Raw genomic sequence first — 26840 nt, 5'->3', positions numbered from 1 at the left:
TTGCACAATGAGTGCGCCGTGGGGCAATGAAAAGATAGCGAATAGGAGAGGGGCACATTGACGTGCCGATCGGCGCGCTCGCCATTGTATGAATGAAGCCAACAAGAGAATGAATTTAATTCACTTTAAATATGACTAATGCAATATAGACTGCCTCCTTTGCATCACAAATGTCTAGATTGCTGAAATTGAAAAAGAAAATTTGAGCTGCGTTAAATAGATAAATGTGGGTTTTATCCTGGGAATTAAGGCAGCACCATAATGAGTACAGAGTTTACATTTGCCATTAAGAGCACTTGTTTCGATGAAGACTATCGTCCTTCAGACAATACGCGCATCACTACCAACTTTGCCAATCTCGCCAGAGGCGAGAGCCGGCAAGAGAATCTGCGCAATACCCTTAAGATGATTGACAATCGTTTTAATGCCCTGGCGCATTGGGACAACCCCACTGGCGATCGCTATAGCGTCAACCTTGACATTATCTCAGTTGAAATGCGCTTTGAAGGGCAAAGCAATGATCGCGACCTGCCTGTGATTGAAATATTAAAGACAAGCGTAGTTGATCGAAAAACCAACGAATGCATTGAGGGCATGGTAGGAAACAATTTTTCTTCTTACGTGCGAGATTATGACTTTAGTGTGTTGCTGCCGGAATACGCCAAGCATCAGCCCGAATTTGGTGCGCCCGAGGATTTTGGACAATTGCATGGCAAGTTGTTCAAGTGCTTTGTAAACTCAAAGACTTACAAGGATAATTTCGCCAAAGCGCCAGTTATATGCCTAAGCGTGTCGAGCAGCAAGACCTATCATCGTTCTGAAAACCAGCACCCCGTGTTGGGCGTGGAATACCACCAAGATGAATATTCATTGACTGACGAGTACTTCAAAAAAATGGGGATGAAGGCCCGCTATTTCATGCCTGCCAATAGTGCGGCGCCGTTGGCCTTTTATTTTTCCGGCGATTTGCTGCGTGATTATACGGACCTTGAGCTTATTAGCACCATCAGCACGATGGACACCTTCCAGAAAATTTATCGGCCAGAGATTTACAACGCAAATTCTACCGCAGGCAAATCTTATCAGCCGAGTTTGAAGCACCAGGATTATTCGCTAACCCGGATTGTTTATGATCGGGAGGAACGTAGCCGCCTGGCTGCCGAGCAGGGAAGGTATGCCGAGGAGCATTTCATCAAACCATACCGGGCGATTCTTGAGCAATGGTCCGCGCATTCCCATCTTTAAAAACTCAAACACACCATGACTACTATTGTGAAAAAATTATTACCCACATCAACGGCTGGCAGCCTGCCTAAACCCGCCTGGCTTGCCGAACCCGAAAAACTCTGGTCCCCCTGGAAACTGCAGGATGAGGGATTGATCGAGGGCAAGCAAGATGCGTTGCGTCTTTCTTTACAGGAACAACAGCACGCGGGGATTGATATCGTTAGCGATGGTGAACAAACGCGCCAGCATTTCGTGACAACATTCATTGAACACCTGGAAGGTGTGGATTTCGAGAACCGCAAGACCGTTAGAATTCGTGCTCGCTATGATGCGAGCGTGCCAACGGTCGTGGGTGCCGTCGCCCGGCGCAAGCCCGTGTTTGTTGACGACGCCCGGTTTTTGCGACAACAGACTAATCAACCGATCAAATGGGCCTTACCGGGCCCCATGACGATGATCGATACTCTGTATGATGCCCATTACCAAAGTCGCGAAAAACTGGCTTGGGAATTTGCCAAGATTCTTAATCAGGAAGCCAAAGAGCTGGAGGCTGCGGGTGTCGATATCATCCAATTTGACGAACCCGCGTTCAATGTGTTCTTTGATGAGGTGAATGATTGGGGCGTCGCTACGCTGGAAAGAGCCATTGAAGGACTAAAGTGTGAAACCGCGGTTCATATTTGCTATGGCTACGGCATCAAAGCGAATACGGATTGGAAAAAGACGCTGGGATCCGAGTGGCGGCAGTATGAAGAAGCGTTCCCCAAGTTGCAGAAGTCCAGTATCGACATCGTTTCGCTGGAATGCCAAAACTCGCACGTTCCCATGGATCTGATCGAACTGATTCGCGGTAAAAAAGTGATGGTGGGCGCCATTGATGTGGCCACAAACACCATTGAAACACCCGATGAAGTGGCCGATACGCTGCGAAAAGCACTGCAGTTCGTTGATGCCGATAAGCTCTATCCGTGCACCAATTGCGGCATGGCACCATTGTCTCGTAGCGTTGCAAGAGGCAAGCTGAATGCGTTGAGTGCCGGAGCGGACATCGTTCGCAGGGAACTGGCAAACTGATTTTCTGTCGGGGCCTGGTCGTTGCGAACCGCTAGTGACAACCAGGCACAGGCTAAGGACGCGCGTCTGGCAACCCGCCCGGACTGCCTTTCTTTAGCACTTTCAAGCTACATCCAGTATTTCAATTGCATCATGTCACTTTCCACTACTGCGATTGAGCCTTTGCGTTTTCGCGAAGCGCTCGGGCACTACGCTTCCGGCATCACGGTGATCACATCGCACTTCGAAGACGAGCCCATTGGCTTTACCTGCCAGTCGTTCCATAGCGTGTCTATGGACCCGCCGCTGGTGTCGTTCAACGTGATGACACGTTCGGCCAGTTATCCCAAAATTCGCCAGGCAGGTCGCTTCGTTGTCAATATTCTGTCCGACGAGCAAGTGGCGATTTCCAATCAGTTTGCCCAGAGCGGCTCGGACAAGTGGCGCGACGTCCAGTGGCAGACGTCGCCCCTGGGTAGCCCGATCCTTGCCGGCAGCCTTCACTGGCTTGATTGCGAAATATACGCTGAATACGCCGCCGGCGATCACTTGATTGTTATTGGGCAAGTGAAAGCGTTGAAGCTGCAGGAGGGCGCTTGCTTACAGCCGTTGCTGTATTTCAAAGGACAGTATCGGAACATCGCCACGCCTTACGCAGTTTGACAATATTAGCGAGCAGTCTATGTTACGGCGTAACCCCCTCTATCTGCGCCAGGATAGGTTCGACCTGTTGACGCAGCCATTCGGGCGTTGGCTCCCGATCAGAATGCGCCGCCCAAACCATCGAAATGGGCGTGACGGCAATAGTGTGCCGTCGGAGAGCTGGCTCATTCAGCGTTTTTGCTGCCCGTGCGCAGGGCATATCCCCTGAATACAATTCGCAGCGTCTGGATTTGCGGGTCGATGAATAATGATGTCGTTACCAGTGTCAGCTGCGGCTAGCCGTTGCGTATAGCATTCGCTTTGCGTCTGTTGTGCCATGCTTCTTGATCCCCACGGTTCAAGAAGGTCCAGGCAACGAAGCGGCTTTTTTTCTGGCCTTGCGCCATGTCGACTGTGCGCACATCGAGTGCGCCGGCGTTTTTGATACTGCGATAGACCTCGGACAGGTTTGATTCTTTCGAGACCAGGGTGGAGAACCAAAGCACCTGTTTCTGGACGGTGGTGCTTTCTTCAGCCATGCGGTTGATGAACAGGACCTCGCCACCTTCGCACCACAGCTCGGTATCGCGACCACCAAAATTAAGTAATGAGCGCTTGTGCCGGGCTCCTGCTCGGCCCAGACCGCGCCATTTGCGTTCCGAATTGTTTGTCGCCTCTTCCGGTGAGCTATAGAAGGGGGGATTGCACAGTGTCAGGTCAAAGCGATCATTGACGCCGACCAGGCCTTTGAATATATGCGCTGGGGATTTCTGCCGGCGTACTTCGGCTGCGCCCCTGATGCGTGGATTGGCCTGGATAATCGCTTGTGCTGATTTGACGGCACCCGGATCGATGTCCGATCCCGTGAAACGCCATCCATAGTCGAAATGGCCGATTATCGGATAGATCGCGCTGGCGTCTGTGCCGATGTCCAGCACATGCACCGCCGGACCACGGGGTATGACGCCTGCATTGCGTTCTGCAAGCAGGTCGGCCAGATGGTGCACATAATCGCCCCGGCCCGGAATGGGAGGGCATAAATAGCCTTCCGGGATATCCCAGTGAGTCACACCGTACCAGGTTTTGAGCAGGGCGGCGTTAAGCGCCTGAACCGCGGCGCGATTGGCAAAATCAATGCTTTGGTCGCCATAGGGATTGGCCCGGACGAAGGCGCCGAGTTCCGGCGTGCCTTTGATCAACGCTGGGAAATCGTAGCGGCCCTGATGGCGATTGCGGGGATGGAACGAGGATAGGGTGGGCATTGGGTTCTGGGGCTACTTTGAAGTGGACGATCTGGCCATGATATCAATGAGTTCGGGAAACGTGGTTAAAAATGGCTTGAAATTCAATCAGGGCTCGCCCGCAGTGCCGGCGATAAGGTTGAGCTCAGCGTCACGAAAATGACGCCCGTTGTGCAAGCCGAAAGGGCTTGGGCAGGCGGCCAGTGCAGCCGCTCGTCAGTGCGTCAGGCTTTGTATAATGGCGCACATGTCTGAGTTGAAAAAGCTGCCCCGTCCTCGTTGCGAGCATTGCCAGCGGCCTGCATCGCATTGCCTGTGTGCGTATATAAGTCGCATTCCTAACCGCACGCAGGTACTGGTGCTACAACACCCGGATGAAGCGAACCATCCCCTGAATACCGCCCGCCTGGCGGTAATGGGGCTGCTTAATGCACAGTTGCTGGTGGGCGAGCATTTTCCGCAATTGGATGACATCGTTGCCTTATCGGGCCGCGTGTTACTGCTCTTTCCCGAGCGGGAAGCAAGCAGCGCGCAGGTTGCTGCCGTTTCCACTTCCTCTTGCGGTGAGCCTGCCGCGTCGCTGCTCATCGTGCCGGACGGCACCTGGCGCAAGGCACGCAAAATAGTGGGCGCGAACCCGGTGCTGGACACGCTGCCTCGGCTGAGCCTGCCCCCTGGCATGCCGTCGGAATACCGGATACGCAAGACGAGTCAGCCTGCTGCAGTGTCCACCATTGAAGCGATTGCGCGTAGTCTGTCGCTGCTTGAACCTGAGCAAAGTTTCGACCGTTTATTGGCGCCCTTCAGGGCACAGGTCGCGCAGCAGGTGCAGGCTATGGGGGAAGAGGTATATAGGCGAAATTATACGAATAGATGAGGGGCGTAATGTGGTACGGCTGCCTACAGTGGCTTGCGCTCAGCGGGTGAGGATATTGGTGATGATCTGATGCGAATGCCCATTGCAGGATGGTATCGCCAGCCTTTATCAACAAAGATGTACTGGATGAGGTCATGCTGCCTACGCCGGTTCTACATCATAATCGGGGGCAAGCGGAATCCATTAAGCTTGTTGTACCAAGTACGCAGTCTAATGGAAGTAATACAGATGTCCCCCGTAAATTTATAGGCGTCGATGCAATGAGATGCCGGTGATAAATTAGTCACATCAATTTGATTAACATCATATACAAATCTTTTGTAACTATCCCCTAAAATAATACAGCTGAAGCGTAGAATTTTTCTTACACTAAGAAAAAAGGATTTTTACGATGAGCAAACGGATGACAGAAAGCCAAATTGTGGCGATGTTGAAAGAAGCGGAAGCTGGGATACCGATTAAAGAGCTGTGCCGCAAGCATCATGTAGGTAACTCCACATTTTATAAATGGCGAGCCAAATATGGCGGCATGGAGCTCTCCGACGTAAAACGACTCAAAGAGCTCGAGGAGGAGAATCGTCGCTTAAAGCAGATGTATGCTGATTTAAGTTTGAAGTCTCAGTTGCAGGAAGAAATCATAAAAAAGCTGTAGTGCCTGTTGCGACGCGTAAAGACTGGGCAAAAGCGCTACAGGCACAGCATGACATCAGCGTTGTTTTAAGCTGCATGATTACGGGGATGAGTCGCACCGCGTTTTACTATCAGCCTAAACGTTGTGATGATAGCGAGGTAATTACAGTGCTAAACACGCTGGTTGAAAGACATCAACGTTGGGGGTTCCCCAAGTGTTTTAAGCGCATACGCGCTTTAGGTTACCGCTGGAATCATAAGCGTGTACAGCGTGTTTATAATGCATTGCGACTCAACATAAAGACAAAGCGCAAGCAACGCGTGCCTGCTCGCCAACCCGAACCACTCGTCGTACCTAAAAGTACGGGTCAGTGTTGGTCGATGGATTTTATGTCGGACCGCTTAGAAAATAACGTGCGATTTCGTACATTTAATGTGATTGACGATTGCAATCGCGAGTTGCTAGGAATCGATATTGGCACGGGCTTGCCGTCTGCTCGTGTCACCCGTTACCTAGATGGGCTGGCCTCTTGGCACGGCTACCCACGTAGAGTTCGTGTCGATAATGGCCCCGAGTTCACCTCCGCGGAGTTCGTTCAGTGGGCACATCAACATGGCGTTTATATTGATTATACGCAGCCCGGTTGCCCCTATCAAAACGCCTATATTGAGCGCTTCAATCGTACGTACCGCCAAGAGGTATTAGATTTATATCTTTTTACGTCGTTGAAGCAAGTTCAACACATCACGGAACACTGGACAACGATTTACAACACCGAAAGACCGCACGATTCACTCAATGACATGACACCCATTGACTATAAATTAACATTATAAATTCTATGTGTGTGGTGTATTAAAGATGGGGTATTTACACCGGTTATCAGAAGATTTCTGACCAGTCCGGTTTGTCGATAAAGATCCAGCGCCATTTCCATTTCCTTGATGATATGGCCGAAAGCAGCAAAATTGACATACTCGGTATCAAAGGCCTGCAGAGCGTTAAAGAATTGTTTCCGATCCATCATACTATCCCCGGTTTGCGCATTTTGAAGGTAGAAAGTGGAGATCGCTCCTGCAGACCAGATAGAGGTTTACCCAGAAAGTGCGATATATCGACTGTTTGCCTGCTATTTTTGTGATGATGCGGCCTGGAGACCTTATTCGCTGTGGCTTCTTTTTGCGCCCCACGAAGTCGCGCAGCGTAACGCCGCTTAGAATGTTTTTTACTGATTGAAAGTTCCTTGACTTTGTCACGAATCGCCTGCTTCTCTTGAGACAACGCTATTGAATCGCTTACACACTGCCCCTGGCGAATCAGCTCGCGTCTGATAAGCCGGTGCTGATCGAGTGTCAATCCGTTAGCGTATTCAAAGTTTTTCGCATACGCAAAATAAGATTTTTCATTTGAATCTGGATCAAAAACGCGAATTGTGCCCAAATCATTGGGATCGTAAGTGACTGTTACCTGTACGCCTGGCCCAAATCGGCGAAGAATGGGGGCCAGGTCGTCATGACTATAGTGCAATCCAAGTAGCATGATCCCGTCGTTTCGCAGTCTCCTTGTACATGGTATTACCATCTCAGTCGTGAGTTGACTGAGGGATCTTGGTAGCCTGGGAGTGTAGGATTTCGCACTACTATTCCACTTTTCCAATGGTGTGGTATTGAGAGCTCGATGTACTTTCTTCGCATACACATCAATTATCCATTTTTCGAAGATCTCTCGAAACTCTCTGAGTGTCAAAACCGCGTGCTCCTGTGGATCATAGTCGCCTCGCTGGTAATACTTAGCATACGATGTCCCTGGAAGCATGTGTACAAATGAATAGTTGATGGTTTTTAAATAGCGTTCAACGACACCTTTAAACTGCGGCTCTTTTTTCGGGCAAAATTGAATCTGAATTCCCAAATTAAATGCCACCTGCTCTAATGCTTTTCCATGAAATTCCAGTCCGTTATCCACCACTATGCTCTCTGGAATTCCGTAGCATGGCCAGTCGCCATGTATCTCTAGCCCAATGGTCGATTTGTGTTTTTCTTTTGGAAGAATCGCGTGGCGAAGCGCGGCTAGAACAGCCGATGTAGACGGAGCGTTAAACCCCAGGTGATAACCTAGGGGCATGCGGCTATTGTGATCTAGAACTATAGTCAGCGTCGGTCTACCTAGTGGTAACGAGGTCTTTTCATCAATGAGAAATAGATCAAGAGGTGTGTGATCAATTTCAACTCGCTCCAGTATGCGTGTCGTTACTGCTCCTGCGCCAGCCAATTTGAATTTTCGCATCGCGATTCTTTTTCCTTCACGCAAAACCGTCTGTTCATATTGATCTAACTGCGCAAACATTCGATAACATGTTGCATCACTAGGAATCTTGTACAGACCAGAAGCCGGGCGCAACGCATTTTCTTCTGTTATAAGTGTTCTGGCTACTTCGATCACCATTCCTATGGTTGCTTGAGGGCTTTGTGAAAATGCCCTTTGAGCTGCCTCTTCGAATAACTCAGTGATCCTTGTATCCTGGCGTCGGTGCCGTGGACCTCGGCGATCATATCTAGGAACCAACGCCCTAAATTCACCGTGTAGTGCGGCCTTTCTTACCCACCTATAGAGCGTTGTGAATGACGGAGGACGTGGATCTCCTATCCGTTGAGCCACAGCATTAAGTATCGGTATAAACGTCTCTGGTGTATTAACGCTAGGAGCCGCTTTCCGAATAGCAACTACATAAATTTTCCTTCGCTCTAGTTCACTCTTAATATCTTCATTCAAATCATTTATTGGCCGTTGATAATACGAGCCTAATTCAACGTTTGTGACTGAATCGAGAAACTTTAGAGTGCCTTCAGTAAACGCTTTAAGTAACTCATCACTAGCCCAGCAGCTAACTTGTCCATCGCCGATGCGCTCTGCGACGATGCTCTTATCAGGATTTATTCTCATGACCAGATATGCCATTCCATCGTGTTCAAATCGACAATTCTTCTGAAATTCGAAACCATTCATGACGGTTCTCCTTGTTAATGGAAGTCTGAGTAGATTCCTGTACTGGTAGTGTTAAATCGCAAACAAGATGACCACTTGCTAGTAGGTCAAATGCGGAAACACCGTACGGCTTCAACAGCGAGTTAACGGTTTTGATGCTTGCGTTCTTCAAGAACGCGGAATGAGAGGCGAGATCGGATGCTATGGTATCCAGTTGAATTTGGGTCGGTACTTGCCTCAATAGTTGCCCATAGACATAACGCAACGAGCTGAGTCGCGGTTCCTGTCGAATAATAGTGTCCGTGACAATGCAGTACGCCTGATCTATCCGTTGCATGTGAGCTGAAATTTCACGATATTTGTGATGTATCTCTATGCGAGCCAGAATCGTCGAGTGTTTAATCTCTACTAGTACGATTTCACCAGTTTTGAGCGTCACTTTGAAATCAGGGATATATCGACGTAGCCGATTTCCGTCTGCGTACTGAATTTTCAGCGGTTGTTCACGATACGCAATGATATTTGATGACATTTCGAACATATAGCAGGCCGACAACTCCAAGAGGCCTTCGTAATGAATCATGCGCTGGTTTTTTCTGCTGGAAAATTTACCGCGTACGATGGCCCCTGATCGCGTGATAACCGTACGCGCACGGTCGATGTGTGGGGTGTTTGCAGATCGATTGGGGTTGGTTTGAACCACGTTAGTACTCCTTTTTTTGGCAAAAAAATCCCCTGTACCTATGCCCAGCATGATGGGTAGAGGCGCGAACGTGCCCACCCAGCGCTTGGGCGCAAGGTAAAAATTGTTACGCTTTAGGGGAAAACGGCTTGACTTAAGCCCTCAAAAGAAGGAATACTATGCTTGCGAAGACGTAATATTCATTCTTTGAAGACAAAAGCCGAGCAGCGTAAAAGTTGTTCGGTTTTTTTATTTCTGTCGCATATTCTCCTTTTGTTGAGATCGATTGTTTATTGGATGGTGGCCTAACGATTCTTGCCGATAACGACCTGGCCAGAGTACGTGAACGTCAACTCCAACGGCGTCAGCGACACGGGACGCTACCCGAAAGGCCGATTTGCGGCCATGAACGACATCATTGACGACTCCGCGAGTCACACCCAATTCACGTGCCAAACTCACCTGAGTGTGCCCCGCACGTTTCAATCGATAGTTCAGTTCGATCGCATCCATGTACCCAACCGTCCCATTGAATTTTGTATATTTTTAGTCTAATGAATATAGGCCAGGAGAACAAGTTAGAAGCTATCAACAAAAAACAATCAATAGTTAATATGAATTAATTTAACTCATAGCATATATTGAATATTTTATAATTTCTTATTATTAATCATATAGTTAAAGAACGAAATCAAGATTTTTTAAATTGACTGAAATCAAGATCCACAAGACAAAAAATTACGACTAAATATTTAATTTGATACTTTTTGTTTCTCAGCATCATATGATCTATCACTCATTCCCGACCGCAGCGATGCCAACTAGTCGTCTGTCGGTGATCTACCTCCCAAACCCCCGCACAAATAAAAACAGGCTCCGATAAAACATCGGAGCCTGTTTGGCGATCTGTATAGCTACAAATTTTTTCACTAATTGTGAGAATCGATTTTCATTAATTGTGAGAATTTTTCACTAATTATGAGAACCGACAGACACCTACACATCCAGATTCCCCGCCATCAATGCATTGCGCTCAATAAACGCGCGACGCGGTTCGACTTGGTCGCCCATGAGCGTGGTGAACATTTCATCGGCAGCAATGGCGTCTTCAATTTGTACGCGCAGCAGGCGACGCACGTTTGGATTCATGGTGGTTTCCCAAAGCTGCTCAGGATTCATCTCGCCCAGACCTTTGTAGCGCTGTTTGCTGACCACGCGATCGGCTTCGCTGCGCAACCACTGGATAGCCTCGCGAAAGTCGCTGACGAACTTTTCCTTGCGCTTGTCGCCTTCTCCACGATAGACGCGTGCGCCTTTGTCGATCAGACCGTTGAAGGTATGCGCTGCGCGTGACATGACGCCGTAGTCGGTACCTTCAACAAAGCGGCTATCGAATATCGTCACCTTGATATTGCCATGATGCATGCGACGCAGGACCAGGCGATACTTTTCAGTTTCCTGGTCGAATTCTGCAGTGACAGTAACGGCCTGCGGATGTAATGGATCCTGCAGCGCAGCCTGCATCTGCTCTGCAGACGCCTTGGCAGAAGCATCGTCGTCCAGGTTAATAACGACGCCTTCGGCGATGGCCGACAGAGCTTCCACATCCATGATTTTGGACAGCCGATGAATCACACTGTCGGAAATCACATACTGACGCGCCAGTTCGGCCAGGGCATCTCCTGCGATTGGCTCGGCCCCATTCTGCGGCTCCAGCCCTGCATCCTTAAGCGCGACCTGCATCATGAACTGCGCCTCTTCCGTATGATCCTTCAGATAGCGTTCTTCACGGCCCCACTTGACGCGATACAGCGGCGGCTGCGCAATATAAACATAACCACGCTCGACCAGTTCCGGCATCTGACGATACAGCAGCGTCAGCAACAGTGTGCGGATGTGCGCGCCGTCAACGTCGGCGTCGGTCATGATAATGATGCGGTGGTAGCGTAACTTTTCTACATTGAAATCGGGCCCGATACTGGTGCCCAGCGCGGTAATCAAAGTTGTGATTTGTTCGCTGGCAATCAGTTTGTCAAAGCGTGCCTTTTCTACGTTCAGCACTTTTCCGCGCAGTGGCAAAATAGCCTGGAATTTGCGATCGCGCCCCTGTTTGGCCGAACCGCCCGCAGAGTCGCCCTCCACAATATAAATTTCAGATTTGGCGGGGTCTTTTTCTTGGCAGTCGGCCAGTTTACCGGGCAGGCCTGCGCCTTCGAGCACGCTTTTGCGACGAGTCATCTCGCGGGCACGGCGCGCGGCTTCGCGGGCTCGTGCTGCGTCCACAATTTTGGCGCAAATGGCTTTGGCATCGGTCGGATTTTCAAGCAGCCAGGTTTCCAGCGTACGCGCAACGGCCTCTTCCACCGCCGGACGCACTTCACTGGAGACCAGTTTTTCCTTGGTCTGCGAACTGAACTTGGGCTCGGGCACCTTGACCGACAGCACGCAGCTTAAGCCTTCCCGCATGTCGTCGCCCGTTGTATCGACTTTGGCCTTTTTAGCCATGTCATTGTCGCCAATATACTTATTGATGATGCGTGTCATCGCAGCGCGCAGGCCAGTCAGGTGGGTGCCACCATCTCGTTGCGGGATGTTATTGGTAAAGCACAATACGCTTTCGCCATAACTGTCATTCCATTGCATGGCAACGTCCACTGTAATGCTTGGGCCATCGCTGTTGGACTGTGTGGATACGGCAAAGACATTCGGATGCAGGACGGTTTTGGTGCGGTTGATGTATTCGACAAACCCTTTGACCCCACCGGAGAATGCAAAGTTTTCTTCCTTGCCCTGGCGCTCGTCAATCAGACGCACCTTGACGCCATTGTTCAGGAACGATAGCTCGCGCAGTCGCTTGGACAGTATCTCGTAATGGTACTCAATGTTCTCGAAAATTTGCCCATCGGCCAAGTAGCGCACCTCGGTACCTGTCTTGTCACTGGTGCCGACAACCTTCAGCGGCTCTACCCGCTCGCCGCGCTGAAATTCCATGTGATGGACTTGGCCGTTGCGGCGAATCGTCAGGCGCAGCCATTCGGACAGGGCGTTGACGCAGGAGACACCCACGCCGTGCAGACCGCCAGATACCTTATAGGAGTTCTGGTCGAACTTGCCACCGGCGTGCAGCTCAGTCATGACGATTTCGGCCGCGCTGCGGTGGAATTCGTCACCCTTGTGTATGTCAGTTGGAATACCACGACCGTTATCTGTCACGGAAATCGAGTTATCGGTATGGATTGTCACGACGATGTCATCGCAATATCCCGCCAGCGCTTCGTCGATCGCGTTGTCCACCACTTCGAAAATCATGTGGTGCAGACCGGTGCCGTCCGACGTATCACCAATGTACATGCCGGGGCGCTTGCGCACGGCCTCAAGGCCCTTGAGCATTCTGATTGACTCGGCGCCGTATCCGTTTTCCTGAACTGGCTGGGTATTTTCTGACATAGTTTTGATAACTCTTCGATTAAATAACTGCTTTCGGGGAAGCGAATGCAAAACGCAGCGGCAATATTTCAATTGAAATTTAGAGTAATTTGCCGGTACGTTTCGCCCCACGCACCCCGCTGTGAACAATAACCGGCCACCCCTTTGCTGGGCAAAGGCTTAGCCGGCTGTCACGATTTTAGATACGCATTGGCATAACAACGTATTTGAAGTGCTTTTCTTCTGGCAGGGTAATCAGCGCCGAGGCGTTGACATCCGGCTTGACGGACCAGATCACTTCTTCGGTCTTGGCCATGGCCAGCACGTCCTGCAGATACGTCACGTTAAACCCCACACTTAACGGCTCAAAGCTGTAATCGATCTCGATTTCATCCTGGGCATTTTCCTGGTCTGCATTGATATACTTCATTTGCAGCAGATTGTTTTCCAGATTCAGCTTGATGCCTTTGAGCTTGTCTGTCATGAGAATGGATGCAATATGCAGACTGCTTTGCAGCGCTTCGCGATTAACATTGAAATGACGAGTGTAATCGCTCGGAATAACACGCTTGAAATCGGGGAACTTGCCTTCGACCAGTTTGGATATCAACTCGATGTCGCCGAAGGTAAAACGGATTTGGCTGGCCGATACGTCGATATTGACGGGCTCGTCGCTGTCGTCCAGCAGGCGCTGCACTTCCAGGACGGTTTTGCGCGGCAGAATGACTTCGCTGGAAGACTGGATGCCTTCGATGTCTTCAGCGGCATGGGCCAGACGGTGACCGTCTGTGGCCACGGCGCGCACCATGCCCGGCTCAAAGACCATCAGTGTGCCGTTCAGGTAATAACGGATGTCCTGCTGCGCCATGGAAAAATGGACCATGCCAAACAGTTTGCGCAAGGCCCGTTGCGGCATCGTGAAAGACACGTTCCAGCTATCGGGCACAGACACCGTCGGATACTCGGACCCATTAAGCGTTTGCAGCTCCAGACGGCTTCTGCCGGATTGGATGCCCAGCTTGCCATCCTGCAGTTTGAGTTTGACTTCATTGGCTGCAGGCAGCGCACGTACAAAGTCAAGCAGCTTGCGTGCGGCAACCGTTGTAGACTCCACATCGTCACCCACGCCGAAGTCGGCATGCGTGGTGATCTGAACCTCTAGGTCGGTAGCCACGAACGCAATTTTGTTCCCCTCTTTCCGCAGCAAAATATTTGCCAGAATCGGCATCGTGTGCCGGCGCTCTACAATCCCGGCGACCGTTTGCAGCGGTTTGAGCAGCGCATCGCGATTCGCTTGTAACAGTTGCATGATTATCCTTTTAAGGTTTGTTCCAATACGTGTAACTGGTGATTCAACTCGGCGTTCTTGGCACGCTGTTCGGTAATTTTGCGAACCGCGTGCAGCACCGTTGTGTGATCTCTACCGCCGAACGAATCTCCAATTTCCGGCAGGCTTTTCTGCGTTAATTCCTTGGCCAGGTACATGGCGATCTGCCTGGCCATGGCAATATTGGCCGGCCGGCGTTTCGAGTACATCTCCTGAACCTTCAACTTGTAAAAATCGGCCACTGTTTTCTGGATATTCTCGATGGTAATCTGACCGATAGATACCGACAGCAAATCCTTGAGGGCTTCCTTACAAAATTCGACCGTAATAATCTTGACGCCATGGAAACCGGCATAAGCCGATACTCGCGACAACGCCCCCTCCAGCTCTCTTACGTTACTGCGCAAATGCTTCGCTATGAAGAAAGCCGCTTCTTCCTTAAGGACGATGGCGGTTTTCTCTTCGGCCTTGCGCAGCAGAATGGCCACACGCATTTCCAGCTCGGGCGGCTCAATCTGCACGGTGAGACCCGAATCGAAACGCGACGTTAGCCGGCTGTTAATGTCCTGCAATTCGCGCGGGTATGTATCGGAAGTAATCACGATTTGGCGCCCGCGCTGCACCATGGTTTCATACAGCAGGAAAAACTCTTCCTGGGTGCGTTCCTTCTTGCGGAAAAACTGGATGTCATCGATCAACAGCAGGTCCAGCGAATGATAGTAACGCTTCAGGTCATCAAAGGTATTGGTCTGGAACGATTTGACCATATCGGAATAGTACTGATCGGCGTGGATGTAGCGAACGCGACTGACTTTGCCAGCCTTAAATAGCGCATTGCCGATGGCGTGCATCAGGTGAGTCTTGCCCAGGCCCGTGCTTCCGTACAGGAAAAACGGGTTATACGAAGAGACACCGGGATTCTCAACAATTTGTGCCGACGCCGCGTTAGCCAGCTGGTTCGACTTACCAATGACCAGGCTTTCAAACGTCAGGTTCGCATTCATGTGCGACCGCTTGTACACGTGGTCTTCGGGCGCCTGCCCGAGTGTTTCGATAATGACTACCGGTTCCTTGGTCGATGTTGCTGCATCGGCTGCCGTCGCTTGTGCCGTGGAGCGTGACGCACCGTGGCCCCCATGGCCGTTAAGCGGGACCGAAACGCCGTCGGTATGTTCGCGGGGTGCCGAGACGCCATTGGCCCCAGCGCCCGGCATGCCAGCCGGCGGAGACACGGCGGGCCCGTGCACCTGGGATACCTGCTGATCGCGCCGCGCTACCTGAAAAATGACCCGTATACCTGGTCGATTGAACCAGTTGCTGGCCAACTCCTGGATGCGCTGCGTATAGTTGGTGCGAGCCCAGTTCTGCTTGATGGCATTTGGCGCGGACACGCGAACTTCGCCCAGTTCTTCATCAAAACTGAGAAAAGACAGGGGATGCACCCATGCCTTCATCTGTTCGGGAGGGAGTTCCTGGGCCAGGGAATGCACGCAGGATTGCCAAAACTCTTGCATATCGACGTCAATCTGAAAACATCCTATTTTACCCTGATTCGGACAAAGTTATCCACAGGCAGCCCGCCTGTTTCAAAGTTTCCACCGATACCGCCAATCCGCAACAAAATTGAGCAACTATCCGGGGAATTCGCTTTACTTCGCGTATTTTCCAGCTCAAATGTGGGCGGTGCCGGCATAAACCGGCCGCAAATGAGCCGAGGCTTGACAACAGAAACGCAAATATTATTGAAAAACCCGTCTAAACCATTGACTAACCACAAAAAATTTGATGAAATATAAGGCTTTACAAAATTGCGATACGCGCCTGCTGTGCATTTTGGTGTACTTTGGGCTTTGCAATAGGTAAAAAGACGCTGGGCCGACTTCAAACAGGTTCGAAAATATCCTTGGTAGTTATCCAAAACACCCTTGGTTATAAAGGTACCTTGGCAGGTACATGGGCCGGGTGCCCCGAGCCCGTCACGCCTTGATTGGCAGCCAGAGTCCAGCAGCAAGCCAGCGCACGGGCAACACAGGTGGCAACACCCGTACCCGGAGCGGCGCAGAACAAAGTGATGAGTCGCCAATGACTTTGCCCCTTACGGCATGCACTGCGGCACAACACAACCAGACAGCCTGCGGTCAGCCTTTGCGGTAACCCGTCATCAGTCAGAACGCCACCAGTGTGGGGTTTGGCGGCCCGGGCAGAGTCACCGTATCAATGTTTTTGTCTTGAAAACGGCGGCGGACAACCGTTCGGCATTAGCCGTATTTAACTTTAGCTCTTTATTTTTGGTGGAATTTCCATGAAACGTACTTACCAACCCTCCGTAACTCGTCGCAAACGCACACATGGCTTTCGTGTCCGCATGAAAACACGTGGTGGCCGCGCCGTGATCAACGCTCGTCGCGCCAAAGGCCGTAAACGTCTGGCCGTCTGAGTGCGATCCGGACTTCGATCCGATCGCGCCTGACCAGGCTGATGACGGTTCCCGTCCGTTTCATGCAAAGCGCCACCTATCCCAAAGCGGCGCGACTGCACCGCCCCTCTGAATTCACGAATGTCCTGAAAGGACGGCGTGTGTCCCGGGGGGCGTTGTTCACTTTGAACCACGCGCAGCCCACGCCCCCATTGCCCGAACCTGCGGCAAGGCTGGGCATGATTGTTGCCAAGCGATTCGCTGTGCGGGCTACAACCCGCAATACCATCAAGCGGGTGATTCGCGAGTCTTTTCGTCATTATCGTCTTCAGCTACCCGCCGCCGACTACCTGGTGCGCCTGCATGGCAAGATAGAGCCGTGTTCGCTCACCATCCTGCGCCAGCGTGTACGCCAGGAAGTGGATGGTCATTTCGCGCGGGCTGTTGCCGGTCCTGCTGTCAGGAATACGCAGCCATGATCCGCCAGCTTCTGATTGCACCCATTCGTTTTTACCGCTATTTTATTAGTCCGTGGGTTGGTCAGTCCTGCCGGTTTACGCCAAGCTGTTCGGCTTATATGGAGCAGGCCATCCATACCCATGGCGCCGGAAAAGGTCTGTGGCTGGGGACTAAACGGCTTTGCCGCTGTCATCCTTTCAGCCAGGGTGGCTACGATCCGGTACCGCCCGCAAGGGCGTGCCCTGACACTACCAGCACAGCAAATCGTGAATAATTTCAGTAGACTGCCTGCAAAACCGCATCCCCGCGATAGGCACTAGGTTACACTAGTGCGTTTTTCCAACCGCTTTTCACTTGTAATTAGGTTACATGGATATCCGACGCACCATACTCTGGATGATATTTGTTTTCTCGGCATTTATGCTGTGGAACAACTGGCAAACCTACACCGGTCATCCCTCTCTTCTTGGCGAACAGCCCAAGGTCGCGCAGCAGGATAACACTGCACCGGCTTCGGAAACGCCGCAAGCCGATACGCCATCTGCACCAGCGGTGCCAGGTGCGTCAACCACGCCGGCTCAGGCCCAGGCAGCGACAAGTGCGCCATCTGAAATCGTTGATATCGAAACCGACGAATTCCGTATCCAGTTTGATACGATGGGTGCACAACTGGTTCATGCCGAGTTGCGCAAGCACCGCGATACTGCGGACGAATCCAAGTCTGCCGTACTGCTGGAGAACAATGAGATCTCGCGCTACACGGTACAAAGCGGTATTGTTGCACCGGCCGGTCAAAAGAAAAACTATCCGGATCAGTACAAGCCGTTCAAGCTGGTGTCCTCCGAGACAACCATGACCGGCGATACGTTGCCGGTTATATTTGAATCCGAATCCGGTGGTCTGAAAGTGACACGTACCTATACGTTCAACAAGGGTACGTATCGCGTCGACGTCCGGGACGAAATCACCAACACCAGTCAGGAGCCGCAACAGCCGTCGCAGTATCTGCAAATTACCCGCGACAGCAACGACCCGCCAGGCGCATCCAGTTTCTACCATACCTTTACCGGTCCTGCTATTTACACCGAAGAAGGACGCTTCCAGAAGTTTTCGTTTTCTGACATAGACAAAAACAGCGCTGAGTACGTCAAGCAGGCCCAAGACGGCTGGGTCGCCATGATCGAGCATTATTTTGTCACCGCCTGGGTGCCGCCCGAAGGCAAGGATCGGCTTTATAACCTGCGCAAGACCCCCGAAGGGCTATACGCAGTCAGCACCGTCGAGCCACTGGGCACGCTGGAGCCCGGCGCCAGCATCACGACGAATGCTGAACTTTGGGTAGGTCCGCAGGACCAGGATGCCCTGGCTTCTGTCGCCCCCGGCCTGGATGTCGTGGTCGATTACGGCTGGCTCACGATCATTGCCAAGCCCATGTTTGCGGTCATGCAGTGGATCCATTCTATTGTTGGCAACTGGGGCTGGACGATTGTTCTACTTACCGTCCTGATCAAACTGATTTTCTTCCCGCTATCGGCGGCCAGCTACAAATCCATGGCGAAGATGAAAAACGTCGCGCCGCGGATGCAGGCCATGAAGGAGAAGTTCGGGAATGACCGTCAGGCGCTCAATGCCGCCATGATGGAAATGTACCGCAAGGAAAAAATCAACCCGCTGGGCGGATGTCTGCCGATCCTGGTGCAGATCCCCGTCTTCCTGACCCTGTATCGGGTGCTGCTGGCCAGCGTAGAAATGCGCGGCGCCCCCTGGTTAGGCTGGATCCATGACCTGTCGGTGCATGATCCCTACTTCATTTTGCCAATCTTTATGATGGCCAGTATGTTCCTGCAAATGCGCCTGAATCCGAAACCACCGGATCCGATGCAGGCCAAGATCATGATGTTCATGCCGCTTGTCTTCGGCGCCATGATGTTCATGTTCCCGGCCGGCCTAGTACTGTACTGGTGCGTCAATAACGTGCTCTCCATTGCCCAGCAGTGGTTCATCACGCGCAATATGAACAAGGCCGCCAACGACGCCAACATAGGTTGACCATAAGCCAGGCCCTCGGCCTGGCGGTTAGTCACCCGGAAACACTGAACCGCTATTGCCTCTGCCATAGCGGTTTTTTTGTGCCCGATCGTTCATGGTATGATTTTGCGCAACTGTCACGGGCCGGCCTGCTACCCGGGAACATACAAGAGAGACGCATGAAAAAACTGGATATCCCCTCGTTGGAAGCCTTTGTTGCTGCGGTAGAAGAAAAAAGTCTGTCCAGGGCGGCGCAGCGCGAGAATCTGGTGACATCTGCTGTCAGTAAGCGCATTACTGATCTGGAACAGCACCTGAACAAAACCCTGCTGTCGCGGCATGGTCGCGGGGTTGAGCCGACGCCCGCTGGCATGTTGCTGTACCAGCATGCAAAGTCCATTTTGCGTAACTTGCGGCTGACAGAGAGACTGATTCACGAATTTGCCAATGACGGTAAAGCCCAGTTGAGACTGCTGGCCAACCCGTCAACCATTTTGCAATTTCTGCCGCAACAGATGGCGACGTACCTGAAAACCCATAGCCGCCTGCGGATTGATCTGGTCGAATGCCACAGTTACGACGTGCCACGACTGGTAGCGCAAGATTCGGGCGACATCGGCATTTATCACGCAGACCAGCCCGCTACGGGCGTCGTTTCGTATCCTTATAAACAGGATCGGGTAGGTCTGGTCGTGCCCACTGGGCATCCGCTGGCGCAGCGCAAGTCCTTGTTCCTTGAGGAGGCGCTGGACTACGATCTGCTCGGTTACTTTCCCCGCCATTCGCTGGACTCTTTTCTGGCCTATGTCGAGCCTTCCCTGTCGCGCCCTCCCAATGTGAACCTGCAGGTATCCAATTTCGAAGCCCGATGTCGGATGATCAGGGAAGGATTGGGTATCGGCGTAGTCCCAGAGAAAATCGCTGCCAATTATTTGCAGCCCATGGGGCTGCAGCTGCTGCGTCTGGAAGACAGCTGGGCGCAACGGCAATTTTATGTGTGCGTTAAAGCCATTGACGCGCAGCAGCCGGCGATTCGCGAACTGCTGGATGCTCTGATGCTCTGATGCTCTGATGCTCTGATGCTCTGATGCTCTGATGCTCTGATGCTCTGATGCTCTGATGCTCTGATGCTCTGATGCTCTGATGGGCTGATGGGCTGATCAACTAATTTACTACCGCCATGGCGCCTGTCATTGCACGAACACACTGCATTGGCTAAAGCCATTACCAGCGACGTAGCTCCTTCATAGTGCAACAGCGTATACGTGTTAACGCGCAAGATTTCTCAATGGCAGCCCCTTGACCCAGTTGTTCAGGTTTTCCGCAAAAATGTCAGCCACACGTGCTTCATTGCCGGTCGAATGGCCGGCAGTGTGCGGAGATATCATGACATTTGGCATATCCCATAGCGGCGACTCCGGCTGCAGCGGCTCTTTATCTACCACATCCAGGTAGGCACCTGCTATACTGCCGGTGCGCAACGCCTCTATCAGCTCAGACTCTACAATCACTTCGCCGCGCGACACGTTCACGATATGAGCGCCGGGCTTCATCGCATTGAGCGCATTGCGGCCAACGAGCCCCCGGGTTGTATCCGTTAGCGGGCAAGCCAGGACGAGCCAATCGCTCTCGGGCAAGATTCGCAGGAAGTCGTCATACGACGCCATGGGAACGTCTGTATGGCCCGTCACCGTACTATTGCGCAGCACCGTTACCTTCATGCCAAGCATGGCCAGATAGCGCTGTGTCGTCTGTGCTATAGGGCCCCACCCTGCCAGCAACACATGCTGCCCTTCCAGGTCCGCCGGCATCAGATCATCCAGCAGCGGCGCCCAGACATGCTCGCGCTGTGCCGCTTCCAGGAAGCGAAAGCGCCGATTCAGCGCCAGTACGGCTGCCAGGACGCTTTGCGCCACTATACCCGAGAGCGCTCCGGTAGAGCTGGTTACATTCAGGCCCTTGTCCCGCAAACGGACATAAACCGGACGATCGACACCTGCAGAATGAACATGCACCCATTGCAAATTGGGCGCGTCTTCCATCATCTGGTAATAAGTGTCCGTTTTTGCTTCCAGCACATACTTGGTTGAGCGCCCCGTGATATCGCGGGACACAAATGCAATATCAATCTGCGCCAGTGTCTGGTCGTCCAGTCGATGGCCGCTGTACGGTATGAAATGAATATGCGCCAGGTCATATCGCGAGCTGATCGTCTCGCGTACATACTCAAGAATCCTTGCCGAAATCAGTACGTTCAATGCCCGTGTTGCCATGATGTCTTTACCGCAATCGATGATAAAAATGGGCAAGCAGGAGCGCTTCCCCATTTAAGAGATAATGAATGAAATCAGCGAGATTCGGTACAACAACCCGCTATTTTGCAGAAATATTCATCTCGGTAGTAAACGCTTTCCACTTTGCATTTTCCGCTTTCACAAACTGAGTGAATGATTCGGCCGACCCTCCCACCGGCTCGGCACCTTCATTGGATAGTTTAGTTTTGATCGTTGGATTTTGCAGCACCGCATTGATATCTTTGTTCAGTTTCTCGATGACATTGTCAGGCGTTTTTGCCGGCGCGAAATATCCGAACCAGGAGCCCATGGCAAAGTCTTTGTAGCCGGCTTCCTGCATCGTCGGTACATCTTTGAGCGCGGGCGAACGCTTGTCGGTAGATACCGCCAGCGGTATGAGTTTTCCGCCCTTGATACTTCCTATGACAGAAGGCAAGGTGGCGAACATGAACTGTACACGCCCCGACATGACGTCATTCAAGGCGTCCGCACCTTTATAGGGAATATGCGTCACGCGCAGATCGCGGGTTTTTGCCATCATGGCACATGATAAATGGGCGGCTGTACCGACACCGGTAGACGCACAATTGAATGTCTCGGGCTTGGCCTCGATCTGTTTGGTCAGTTCCTGCACTGATTTGATATTCAGCGACGGCGCCACTACCAGCACATTTGGAACATCCGCGACCAATGCAACCGCGCGCAAATCGGTCATTGTGTTAAAGGTGCTTTTAGAGTAAATGTATGGATTAACAGCGATGGGGCCGATCGAATTCATCAGGATCGTATAGCCATCGGGCTTGGCGCTGACCACTGCGCCCGTACCAATGTTGCCGGCTGCTCCTGGCTTGTTTTCTACGACAACGCTCTGGTCCCACATCTTGCCCAGCTCGTTGCTTATTTCGCGCGCAATAATATCGGTGGTGCCACCCGCAGTGAAGGCAACCACTGTTTTGACCGGCTTGGCCGGCCATTCCTCTTGCGCCTGGGCTGTCGAGGCGGCCGCATAGATGGCCAAAATAGTGGCCAGAATCACGGTCTGCCCGATCTTTGGATAACGCCTGTGCATTGTTCTGTCTCCTCGTATTCATTGAAGTAATTACATCTGTAATGGCGATTTTTCCGGCGTACAGGTGCAGACAAACATGCAAGTCCATGGATCGCCGCAATGGCGTTCTCGTCACTTGCATGGGAGATTCAACTCTGATTCTTCTGCCCTGACTCTCTACCGGCCCGGATAAGCGCAGCGGCCGCGCCAAAGCCGACCGCAATGCTCAGACTGCGCAACGCACAAGCGTTGACTCAGTCCATAAAGCTGGCATCCAGCTTTTCCATTTTTCTCAACAATGCCGGCCACTCCATCTGCCCGTAAGGACGCCGTGTGCCAGGCTGGTAATTCTTGTAGGTTTGTTCAAGCACAGCTGGACTGACCTGGTTCAGCGGCGTGTTGCAGGACATGGCGGCGATCTGAGCGCGACAGGCCAGTTCCAGACGATGCATCCAGTTGAAAGCCTCGCCTATCGTATTGCCCGTGGTAAGCAAGCCATGGTTGCGCAGGATCATGGCTTCGGAGGTGCCCAGATCCTTCACCAGAGATTCCTGCTCACTCAGATCCAGGACGACACCCTGGTAGTCGTGATAAGCGATACGCAAAAAGCGCATTGCAGTCTGATTCAACGGCAGCAGACCGCATTTGAGAGAAGACACCGCCATCCCGGCCCAGGTGTGGGTATGAATGACACAGGCGACCTCGGGGCGGGCCTCGTGGATCGCGCTGTGAATCACAAAGCCTGCCTTGTTTACGCCGTAATTGAGGTCTCCAAAATCGGGCGAACTCAATATATTGCCCTTGTGGTCGATCTTGAGCAGGCTGGATGCCGTGATTTCTTCGTACAGCAGTCCATAGGCGTTAATCAGGAACGCATCTTCCTCGTCCGGCACGCGTAGCGAAATGTGGTTGGCAATCATATCCGACATGCCATAGTGCGCCACCAGCCGGTAGCAGGCGGCCAGATCGACACGCGCCTGCCACTCGGCCTGGCTGCATGTCTGTTGTGCACTGGCTATGTGAATCTGGCTCATTATTTCGTCCTCTCTAAAATATGTATTCTATTGCATTCTTTAGTATACATATTAAAACACTGTTGAGCGAAGCGCTCATTGGAGATAACCCTATATCGCGATTGAAATAGGCATTCTTGTAGCAATGGCCGCCCTAGAGTGCGCGCTGTGAAAATGTGCGATCAAAAACGCCCTCGGCAATCCGGTTCTTCAGTATTTCGATAGAGCCGCCCGCGATCATCCATCCGCGACAGCGGCGCACACAATATTCCACCAGCGATTCCCGGCTGTAGCCCATGCCTCCCATTACCTGCAATGCGTCATTGGCCACATCAAAGCCAACCTGGTTACAGTACGCTTTGGCGATGGCAGTCTCTGTCGGCGACGGAAACCCGTTATCGGCACCCGAGGCCGCCTTGTACAGCAGTAATTGCGCAGCATCCAGCTTGATTCTCATATCAGCAAACTTCCACTGGATGCCCTGGAATTCGCACAGCAGTTTGCCAAATTGTCGTCGTTGCATCGCCCACTGCCTGGCCTCTTCATACGCGTATCGTCCCAGCGCCAGGGATCGTGACGTATTGCCAAGGCGCTCCACATTGAAGCCTGCAATCTGTTTTTTGAACCCTCCTTCTCCCAGCACGACTTGCTCATCGGGCACATAGACGTTATCCATAAAGATCTCGACCCATTCCTCGTCCGACATGAAAGCGGAACGTTTACCCAGTTTCATGCCCTCGGCGCTGGTCTCAATCATGACCGAGCCGATACCTTTGGTGCCCGGGCCGAAACGCACATAAGCAAGGATGAAGTCGGCATGTGGCCCGTGAGTCGTGAAGATTTTTGTTCCATTAATGCGCCAGCCGTTGCCGTCGCGGGTGGCCGTGGTCTTGAGCTCGGTCACAGCGGAGCCGGCATCGGGTTCTGTCATGCCAACTGCAATCAGCGCTTTGCCGGCCAATAATGGCTTTAAATACTTCTCTTTCTGAAAGTTCGAGCCATATTCCGCCAATACACGAATCGCCCCGAAGTTACCAGCCTGCACCACGTCCGCGCTGCGTGGGCATACAGACGCCACTGTCTGTATCGCGATGACTGCGTCCATCAATGTTCCGCCCAGCCCTCCATCGGCTTGGGCAATCGTAATTCCCAGCAGGCCCTGATCAGCCATGCGACTGGATATGTCCCACGGATAGTCCTGGCTATGCGCTCGTGCAACAGCACCATCGCGCAATTGATCTTCAGCAAAACGGCGCACCGCCGACTCAAATCCTTTTTGTTCTGTATTCAGCTCAAAGTCCATATCTATTATTACTCCTGATTTGATTGGCTAGATTGTTATTACGTCTGTGATATTTCATGCAAGCGGATCACGGCATCAACCGCAACAACGCCATCATCACGAACAAACAGGGGGTTGATCTCTGCTTCGGTCACCGGCTGCGATTCAATCAGCGCTAGCCGGGAAAAGGCCACAATGGCGCGCGCGAGCGCTTGGCAATCGCCTTGCGGAAGTTTTCGATAGCCGCGGATCAATTGCGTATGCTTCACCTCACGAATCATTTCCCAAGCCACCGGCTCTGACACCGGCGCAAGGCGCAAAGAGAAGTCTGGCTTGAGTTCGGCTGTGATGCCGCCGGCGCCAAGCATCACGGTCGGACCAACCAGCGGGTCATGCCGATAGCCCAGCATCAGTTCGATCAGGCGATCTTCCTTTTTCTGCACCATGTAGCCGTCAATCGCCGCTTGCGGGCAATGAGTCTTGACTTGATCAGCCATCGCGTTCAACGCGGCGGCCAGGGATTCGTCAGAGTCAATGCCAACCTTCACACCACCGGCGTCCGTTTTATGAAGAATGTCTCGCGAGACAACCTTCAGTACCACTGGATACTCAATTGAATGGTCTGTGGCATGCGGCTGCACCATGGCAGACGAAACGACATCGATACCCAGTGCGCCAAAGACCGACATCGCCTCGGGCTCGCTCAAATTGCCGCTGACCGGGCAGCCATCAGGTAACAGCACAGGCGGCAATTGCTCTGGCAGTCGCTGCCCTAGCGGTACAAAAAATGCTGCCAAGGCGTCGGCGCATGATTCGGGCGTACGAAAGGCCGCAATGGCGTTTTTTTGCAGCAACAGCAATGATGCCTGCGCTTCAGGAGACAAGAATGCCACCAGTGGTTTGCTGCTGCCGTGCGCTGTTGCAACGGCATTCAGTATGGGCTGGACCGCATATTGCGGATGAAATTGTGCCGAGGAGCCGGCGATGCATAACACCGCGTCACACCAGTCGGTCTGCATTATTTCAGTCAACAGATCCTGATACTGTTCACTACTTGCCGCCAGCGTCAGATCAATGACCGGCGTCTGGCGTATGCTCAAGCCGCGCGAGGCCATATGCGAAATGAACGGTGCAGGCGGCGCCACCGCAACAAACTCGCGCAGTCCCAGGTTGTCAACAACAGTGGCGGCACCCCCGCCGGTAGTAGTAATCACAGCCACACGAGCAGGCGTATCGCGCCGGGCTTTTGGGCGCAAATGTGCATACCGGGAGGCTAGCGGCGCGATTTCAAAAAGGGTTTCCAGCATATTGACGCGTATGACGCCATGCGCACGGAAATAAGCGTCCATGGCGGCATCATTGCCGGCGATAGCGCCGGTGTGCGATTGCGACAGTGCATCGCCTTGTTCCGAGCGCCCCAGCTTGTATGCAATCACCGGCTTGCCGGCGCTGCACGCTCGTTCTAGCGCGTAACTTAATGTGTGCACATCCCGCAAGGTTTCCAGAAACAGCAATATCACGCCGGTTGCATCATCGTCCACCATGGCATCCAGTACTTCGCCAACTGAAATATCGCTCTCGTTGCCGACGGACACCAGCTGGGAGAAACCAAAGCCGCGCGCAGCGGCCCGGGACATGAGCGAGCCCATCATTGAGCCGCTTTGCGAAATAATGCCGATATCGCCGGCGGTCAGATTGTCCATTTCGAATGCGGCATTAACGGAAATGACAGCACCGCTGTGGACATTGGCCAGGCCGATACTATTAGGTCCGAGCACCCGCACGCCCAGGCGCCTTGCAGTCGCGCGCAGTTCCTGTTGCCTTTGAATGCCCTCATCACCCGCTTCTGCAAACCCATCAGAGTAGATCGTAACGATGCCGATACCCTTGCGGGCGCATTGCTCCACCACACCGGAGACGCCGGCACTCTCGATCATCACGAATGCATGATCTACGTTACCGGGAAGCTGATCAATGCTGCTCCAGGCTTTGACGCCATCGATCTGCATGGCCGACGGATTGACCGGATAAATGTCGCCGGAAAAACCGTGTTTCTGCATAAACCGCAAGGGACGGGCGGTATTTTTGTTCGGGTTGCTGGAAGCGCCTATCAGTGCAACCGATGTTGGCTTGAGCAACGCATTGTTAAACGCGCGGCGGTTGCTGGATGGGGCGCCACTGTATTTTGAATCATCATGGGTCATGGTTT

Annotated in this window: 22 protein-coding genes; 10 read left to right on the top strand and 12 right to left on the bottom strand. The window is 52.3% G+C overall.

The genetic code is table 11. The features are described from left to right. The first annotated feature begins 261 nt into the window (after nt 1-261). From CAP48_RS01700 to CAP48_RS01690, 3 genes are all read left to right on the top strand, one after another. Entirely contained in the window at nt 262-1245 is a 984-nt protein-coding gene (locus tag CAP48_RS01700) for a DUF1852 domain-containing protein (protein ID WP_100694274.1), read from the top strand. A gap of 27 nt (nt 1246-1272) precedes the next feature. Continuing rightward, nucleotides 1273-2301 carry a methionine synthase gene (locus CAP48_RS01695; RefSeq protein WP_197707221.1) on the top strand — a complete coding sequence of 343 codons (1029 nt, stop codon included), beginning with the start codon at nt 1273-1275 and terminating at the stop codon, nt 2299-2301. 132 nt (nt 2302-2433) lie between these two features. Beyond that, nucleotides 2434-2943 (top strand): flavin reductase family protein, encoded by a 510-nt coding sequence (locus tag CAP48_RS01690; RefSeq protein ID WP_100694273.1) that lies wholly within the window; start codon nt 2434-2436, stop codon nt 2941-2943. 275 nt (nt 2944-3218) lie between these two features. Here CAP48_RS01690 and rlmF read toward each other — a convergent pair whose 3' ends face one another. Next, nucleotides 3219-4184, bottom strand: coding sequence for a 23S rRNA (adenine(1618)-N(6))-methyltransferase RlmF (gene rlmF, locus CAP48_RS01680; protein ID WP_100694272.1), 966 nt, complete (start codon nt 4182-4184; stop codon nt 3219-3221). A 217-nt stretch (nt 4185-4401) separates the two neighbouring features. Here rlmF and CAP48_RS01675 point away from each other — a divergent pair, with 217 nt between their 5' ends. Further along, on the top strand, nt 4402-5040 hold the full coding sequence (locus CAP48_RS01675) for a tRNA-uridine aminocarboxypropyltransferase (RefSeq protein WP_369806313.1): 639 nt from the start codon (nt 4402-4404) through the stop codon (nt 5038-5040). A 391-nt stretch (nt 5041-5431) separates the two neighbouring features. Then, nucleotides 5432-6507 (top strand): IS3 family transposase gene (locus CAP48_RS01670; RefSeq protein ID WP_369806312.1). Its coding sequence is split into 2 segments (ribosomal slippage): nt 5432-5687 and nt 5687-6507, totalling 1077 coding nucleotides; the frame shifts between segments, so codons are not numbered across the junction. A 187-nt stretch (nt 6508-6694) separates the two neighbouring features. Here the strand turns inward: CAP48_RS01670 and CAP48_RS01660 are convergent. The 6 genes from CAP48_RS01660 to dnaA form a co-directional block, all read right to left on the bottom strand. Next, a complete protein-coding gene (locus CAP48_RS01660; RefSeq protein ID WP_100694270.1) occupies nt 6695-8677 on the bottom strand; it encodes a Mu transposase C-terminal domain-containing protein in 1983 nt (660 codons plus the stop codon). Next, nucleotides 8640-9359, bottom strand: coding sequence for a TnsA endonuclease N-terminal domain-containing protein (locus CAP48_RS01655; RefSeq protein ID WP_161495175.1), 720 nt, complete (start codon nt 9357-9359; stop codon nt 8640-8642). The genes CAP48_RS01660 and CAP48_RS01655 overlap by 38 nt, the downstream gene beginning before the upstream one ends. A gap of 228 nt (nt 9360-9587) precedes the next feature. After that, nucleotides 9588-9851 carry a helix-turn-helix domain-containing protein gene (locus CAP48_RS20590; protein WP_100694268.1) on the bottom strand — a complete coding sequence of 88 codons (264 nt, stop codon included), beginning with the start codon at nt 9849-9851 and terminating at the stop codon, nt 9588-9590. 483 nt (nt 9852-10334) lie between these two features. After that, on the bottom strand, nt 10335-12785 hold the full coding sequence (gene gyrB / locus CAP48_RS01645) for a DNA topoisomerase (ATP-hydrolyzing) subunit B (RefSeq protein ID WP_100694267.1): 2451 nt from the start codon (nt 12783-12785) through the stop codon (nt 10335-10337). A gap of 178 nt (nt 12786-12963) precedes the next feature. Next, the gene (dnaN, locus tag CAP48_RS01640) at nt 12964-14073 is read right to left on the bottom strand and encodes a DNA polymerase III subunit beta (RefSeq protein ID WP_100694266.1); all 1110 of its coding nucleotides are present in this window, start codon (nt 14071-14073) and stop codon (nt 12964-12966) included. A gap of 2 nt (nt 14074-14075) precedes the next feature. Continuing rightward, nucleotides 14076-15605 (bottom strand): chromosomal replication initiator protein DnaA, encoded by a 1530-nt coding sequence (gene dnaA, locus CAP48_RS01635; protein ID WP_100694265.1) that lies wholly within the window; start codon nt 15603-15605, stop codon nt 14076-14078. Nucleotides 15606-16393: 788 nt separating this feature from the next. On the opposite strand from dnaA, the gene rpmH reads away from it, so the two are divergent. The 5 genes from rpmH to CAP48_RS01605 all read left to right on the top strand — a co-directional run bounded on the left by rpmH (nt 16394) and on the right by CAP48_RS01605 (nt 20058). After that, complete coding sequence (gene rpmH, locus CAP48_RS01625) at nt 16394-16528, top strand: 50S ribosomal protein L34 (RefSeq protein ID WP_006578231.1); 135 nt, start codon at nt 16394-16396, stop codon at nt 16526-16528. Nucleotides 16529-16590: 62 nt separating this feature from the next. Beyond that, on the top strand, nt 16591-16986 hold the full coding sequence (rnpA, locus tag CAP48_RS01620) for a ribonuclease P protein component (RefSeq protein WP_100694692.1): 396 nt from the start codon (nt 16591-16593) through the stop codon (nt 16984-16986). Beyond that, nucleotides 16983-17240 carry a membrane protein insertion efficiency factor YidD gene (gene yidD / locus CAP48_RS01615; protein ID WP_100694263.1) on the top strand — a complete coding sequence of 86 codons (258 nt, stop codon included), beginning with the start codon at nt 16983-16985 and terminating at the stop codon, nt 17238-17240. Before rnpA ends, yidD begins: the two co-directional genes overlap by 4 nt. Nucleotides 17241-17335: 95 nt before the next feature. Next, nucleotides 17336-19015 (top strand): membrane protein insertase YidC, encoded by a 1680-nt coding sequence (gene yidC, locus CAP48_RS01610; RefSeq protein WP_100694262.1) that lies wholly within the window; start codon nt 17336-17338, stop codon nt 19013-19015. 158 nt (nt 19016-19173) lie between these two features. After that, nucleotides 19174-20058 (top strand): LysR family transcriptional regulator, encoded by an 885-nt coding sequence (locus tag CAP48_RS01605; RefSeq protein ID WP_100694261.1) that lies wholly within the window; start codon nt 19174-19176, stop codon nt 20056-20058. A 204-nt stretch (nt 20059-20262) separates the two neighbouring features. On the opposite strand, the gene CAP48_RS01600 is transcribed toward CAP48_RS01605, so the two are convergent. The 5 genes from CAP48_RS01600 to CAP48_RS01580 form a co-directional block, all read right to left on the bottom strand. Continuing rightward, entirely contained in the window at nt 20263-21267 is a 1005-nt protein-coding gene (locus CAP48_RS01600) for a D-2-hydroxyacid dehydrogenase (RefSeq protein ID WP_100694691.1), read from the bottom strand. A gap of 100 nt (nt 21268-21367) precedes the next feature. Further along, entirely contained in the window at nt 21368-22357 is a 990-nt protein-coding gene (locus tag CAP48_RS01595) for a tripartite tricarboxylate transporter substrate binding protein (RefSeq protein ID WP_100694260.1), read from the bottom strand. A gap of 233 nt (nt 22358-22590) precedes the next feature. Continuing rightward, nucleotides 22591-23370 (bottom strand): class II aldolase/adducin family protein, encoded by a 780-nt coding sequence (locus CAP48_RS01590; RefSeq protein WP_100694259.1) that lies wholly within the window; start codon nt 23368-23370, stop codon nt 22591-22593. A 133-nt stretch (nt 23371-23503) separates the two neighbouring features. After that, nucleotides 23504-24652 carry an acyl-CoA dehydrogenase family protein gene (locus CAP48_RS01585; RefSeq protein WP_100694258.1) on the bottom strand — a complete coding sequence of 383 codons (1149 nt, stop codon included), beginning with the start codon at nt 24650-24652 and terminating at the stop codon, nt 23504-23506. A 38-nt stretch (nt 24653-24690) separates the two neighbouring features. After that, nucleotides 24691-26835: an acetate--CoA ligase family protein gene (locus tag CAP48_RS01580; protein WP_100694257.1), complete on the bottom strand. Its 2145-nt coding sequence runs from the start codon at nt 26833-26835 to the stop codon at nt 24691-24693. Nucleotides 26836-26840 lie beyond the last annotated feature (5 nt).

Source organism: Advenella sp. S44 (assembly GCF_002810445.1).
GTDB lineage: Bacteria > Pseudomonadota > Gammaproteobacteria > Burkholderiales > Burkholderiaceae_B > Advenella.
The sequence above is the reverse complement of the archived record's forward strand: the minus strand, read 5'-3'. Positions and strand labels throughout refer to the sequence as shown.

Excerpts from the sequence above, each read along its gene's own strand:
- dnaA (WP_100694265.1), bottom strand. The coding sequence starts at position 15,605 with ATGCAAGAGTTTTGGCAATCCTGCGTGCATTCCCTGGCCCAGGAACTC.
- CAP48_RS20590 (WP_100694268.1), bottom strand. The coding sequence starts at position 9,851 with ATGGATGCGATCGAACTGAACTATCGATTGAAACGTGCGGGGCACACT.
- rnpA (WP_100694692.1), top strand. The coding sequence starts at position 16,591 with ATGCAAAGCGCCACCTATCCCAAAGCGGCGCGACTGCACCGCCCCTCT.
- yidD (WP_100694263.1), top strand. The coding sequence starts at position 16,983 with ATGATCCGCCAGCTTCTGATTGCACCCATTCGTTTTTACCGCTATTTT.
- CAP48_RS01580 (WP_100694257.1), bottom strand. The coding sequence starts at position 26,835 with ATGACCCATGATGATTCAAAATACAGTGGCGCCCCATCCAGCAACCGC.
- gyrB (WP_100694267.1), bottom strand. The coding sequence starts at position 12,785 with ATGTCAGAAAATACCCAGCCAGTTCAGGAAAACGGATACGGCGCCGAG.
- CAP48_RS01590 (WP_100694259.1), bottom strand. The coding sequence starts at position 23,370 with ATGAGCCAGATTCACATAGCCAGTGCACAACAGACATGCAGCCAGGCC.
- CAP48_RS01690 (WP_100694273.1), top strand. The coding sequence starts at position 2,434 with ATGTCACTTTCCACTACTGCGATTGAGCCTTTGCGTTTTCGCGAAGCG.
- CAP48_RS01675 (WP_369806313.1), top strand. The coding sequence starts at position 4,402 with ATGGCGCACATGTCTGAGTTGAAAAAGCTGCCCCGTCCTCGTTGCGAG.
- CAP48_RS01595 (WP_100694260.1), bottom strand. The coding sequence starts at position 22,357 with ATGCACAGGCGTTATCCAAAGATCGGGCAGACCGTGATTCTGGCCACT.
- CAP48_RS01585 (WP_100694258.1), bottom strand. The coding sequence starts at position 24,652 with ATGGACTTTGAGCTGAATACAGAACAAAAAGGATTTGAGTCGGCGGTG.
- CAP48_RS01600 (WP_100694691.1), bottom strand. The coding sequence starts at position 21,267 with ATGGCAACACGGGCATTGAACGTACTGATTTCGGCAAGGATTCTTGAG.
- dnaN (WP_100694266.1), bottom strand. The coding sequence starts at position 14,073 with ATGCAACTGTTACAAGCGAATCGCGATGCGCTGCTCAAACCGCTGCAA.
- rlmF (WP_100694272.1), bottom strand. The coding sequence starts at position 4,184 with ATGCCCACCCTATCCTCGTTCCATCCCCGCAATCGCCATCAGGGCCGC.
- CAP48_RS01605 (WP_100694261.1), top strand. The coding sequence starts at position 19,174 with ATGAAAAAACTGGATATCCCCTCGTTGGAAGCCTTTGTTGCTGCGGTA.
- CAP48_RS01700 (WP_100694274.1), top strand. The coding sequence starts at position 262 with ATGAGTACAGAGTTTACATTTGCCATTAAGAGCACTTGTTTCGATGAA.
- yidC (WP_100694262.1), top strand. The coding sequence starts at position 17,336 with ATGGATATCCGACGCACCATACTCTGGATGATATTTGTTTTCTCGGCA.
- rpmH (WP_006578231.1), top strand. The coding sequence starts at position 16,394 with ATGAAACGTACTTACCAACCCTCCGTAACTCGTCGCAAACGCACACAT.
- CAP48_RS01660 (WP_100694270.1), bottom strand. The coding sequence starts at position 8,677 with ATGAATGGTTTCGAATTTCAGAAGAATTGTCGATTTGAACACGATGGA.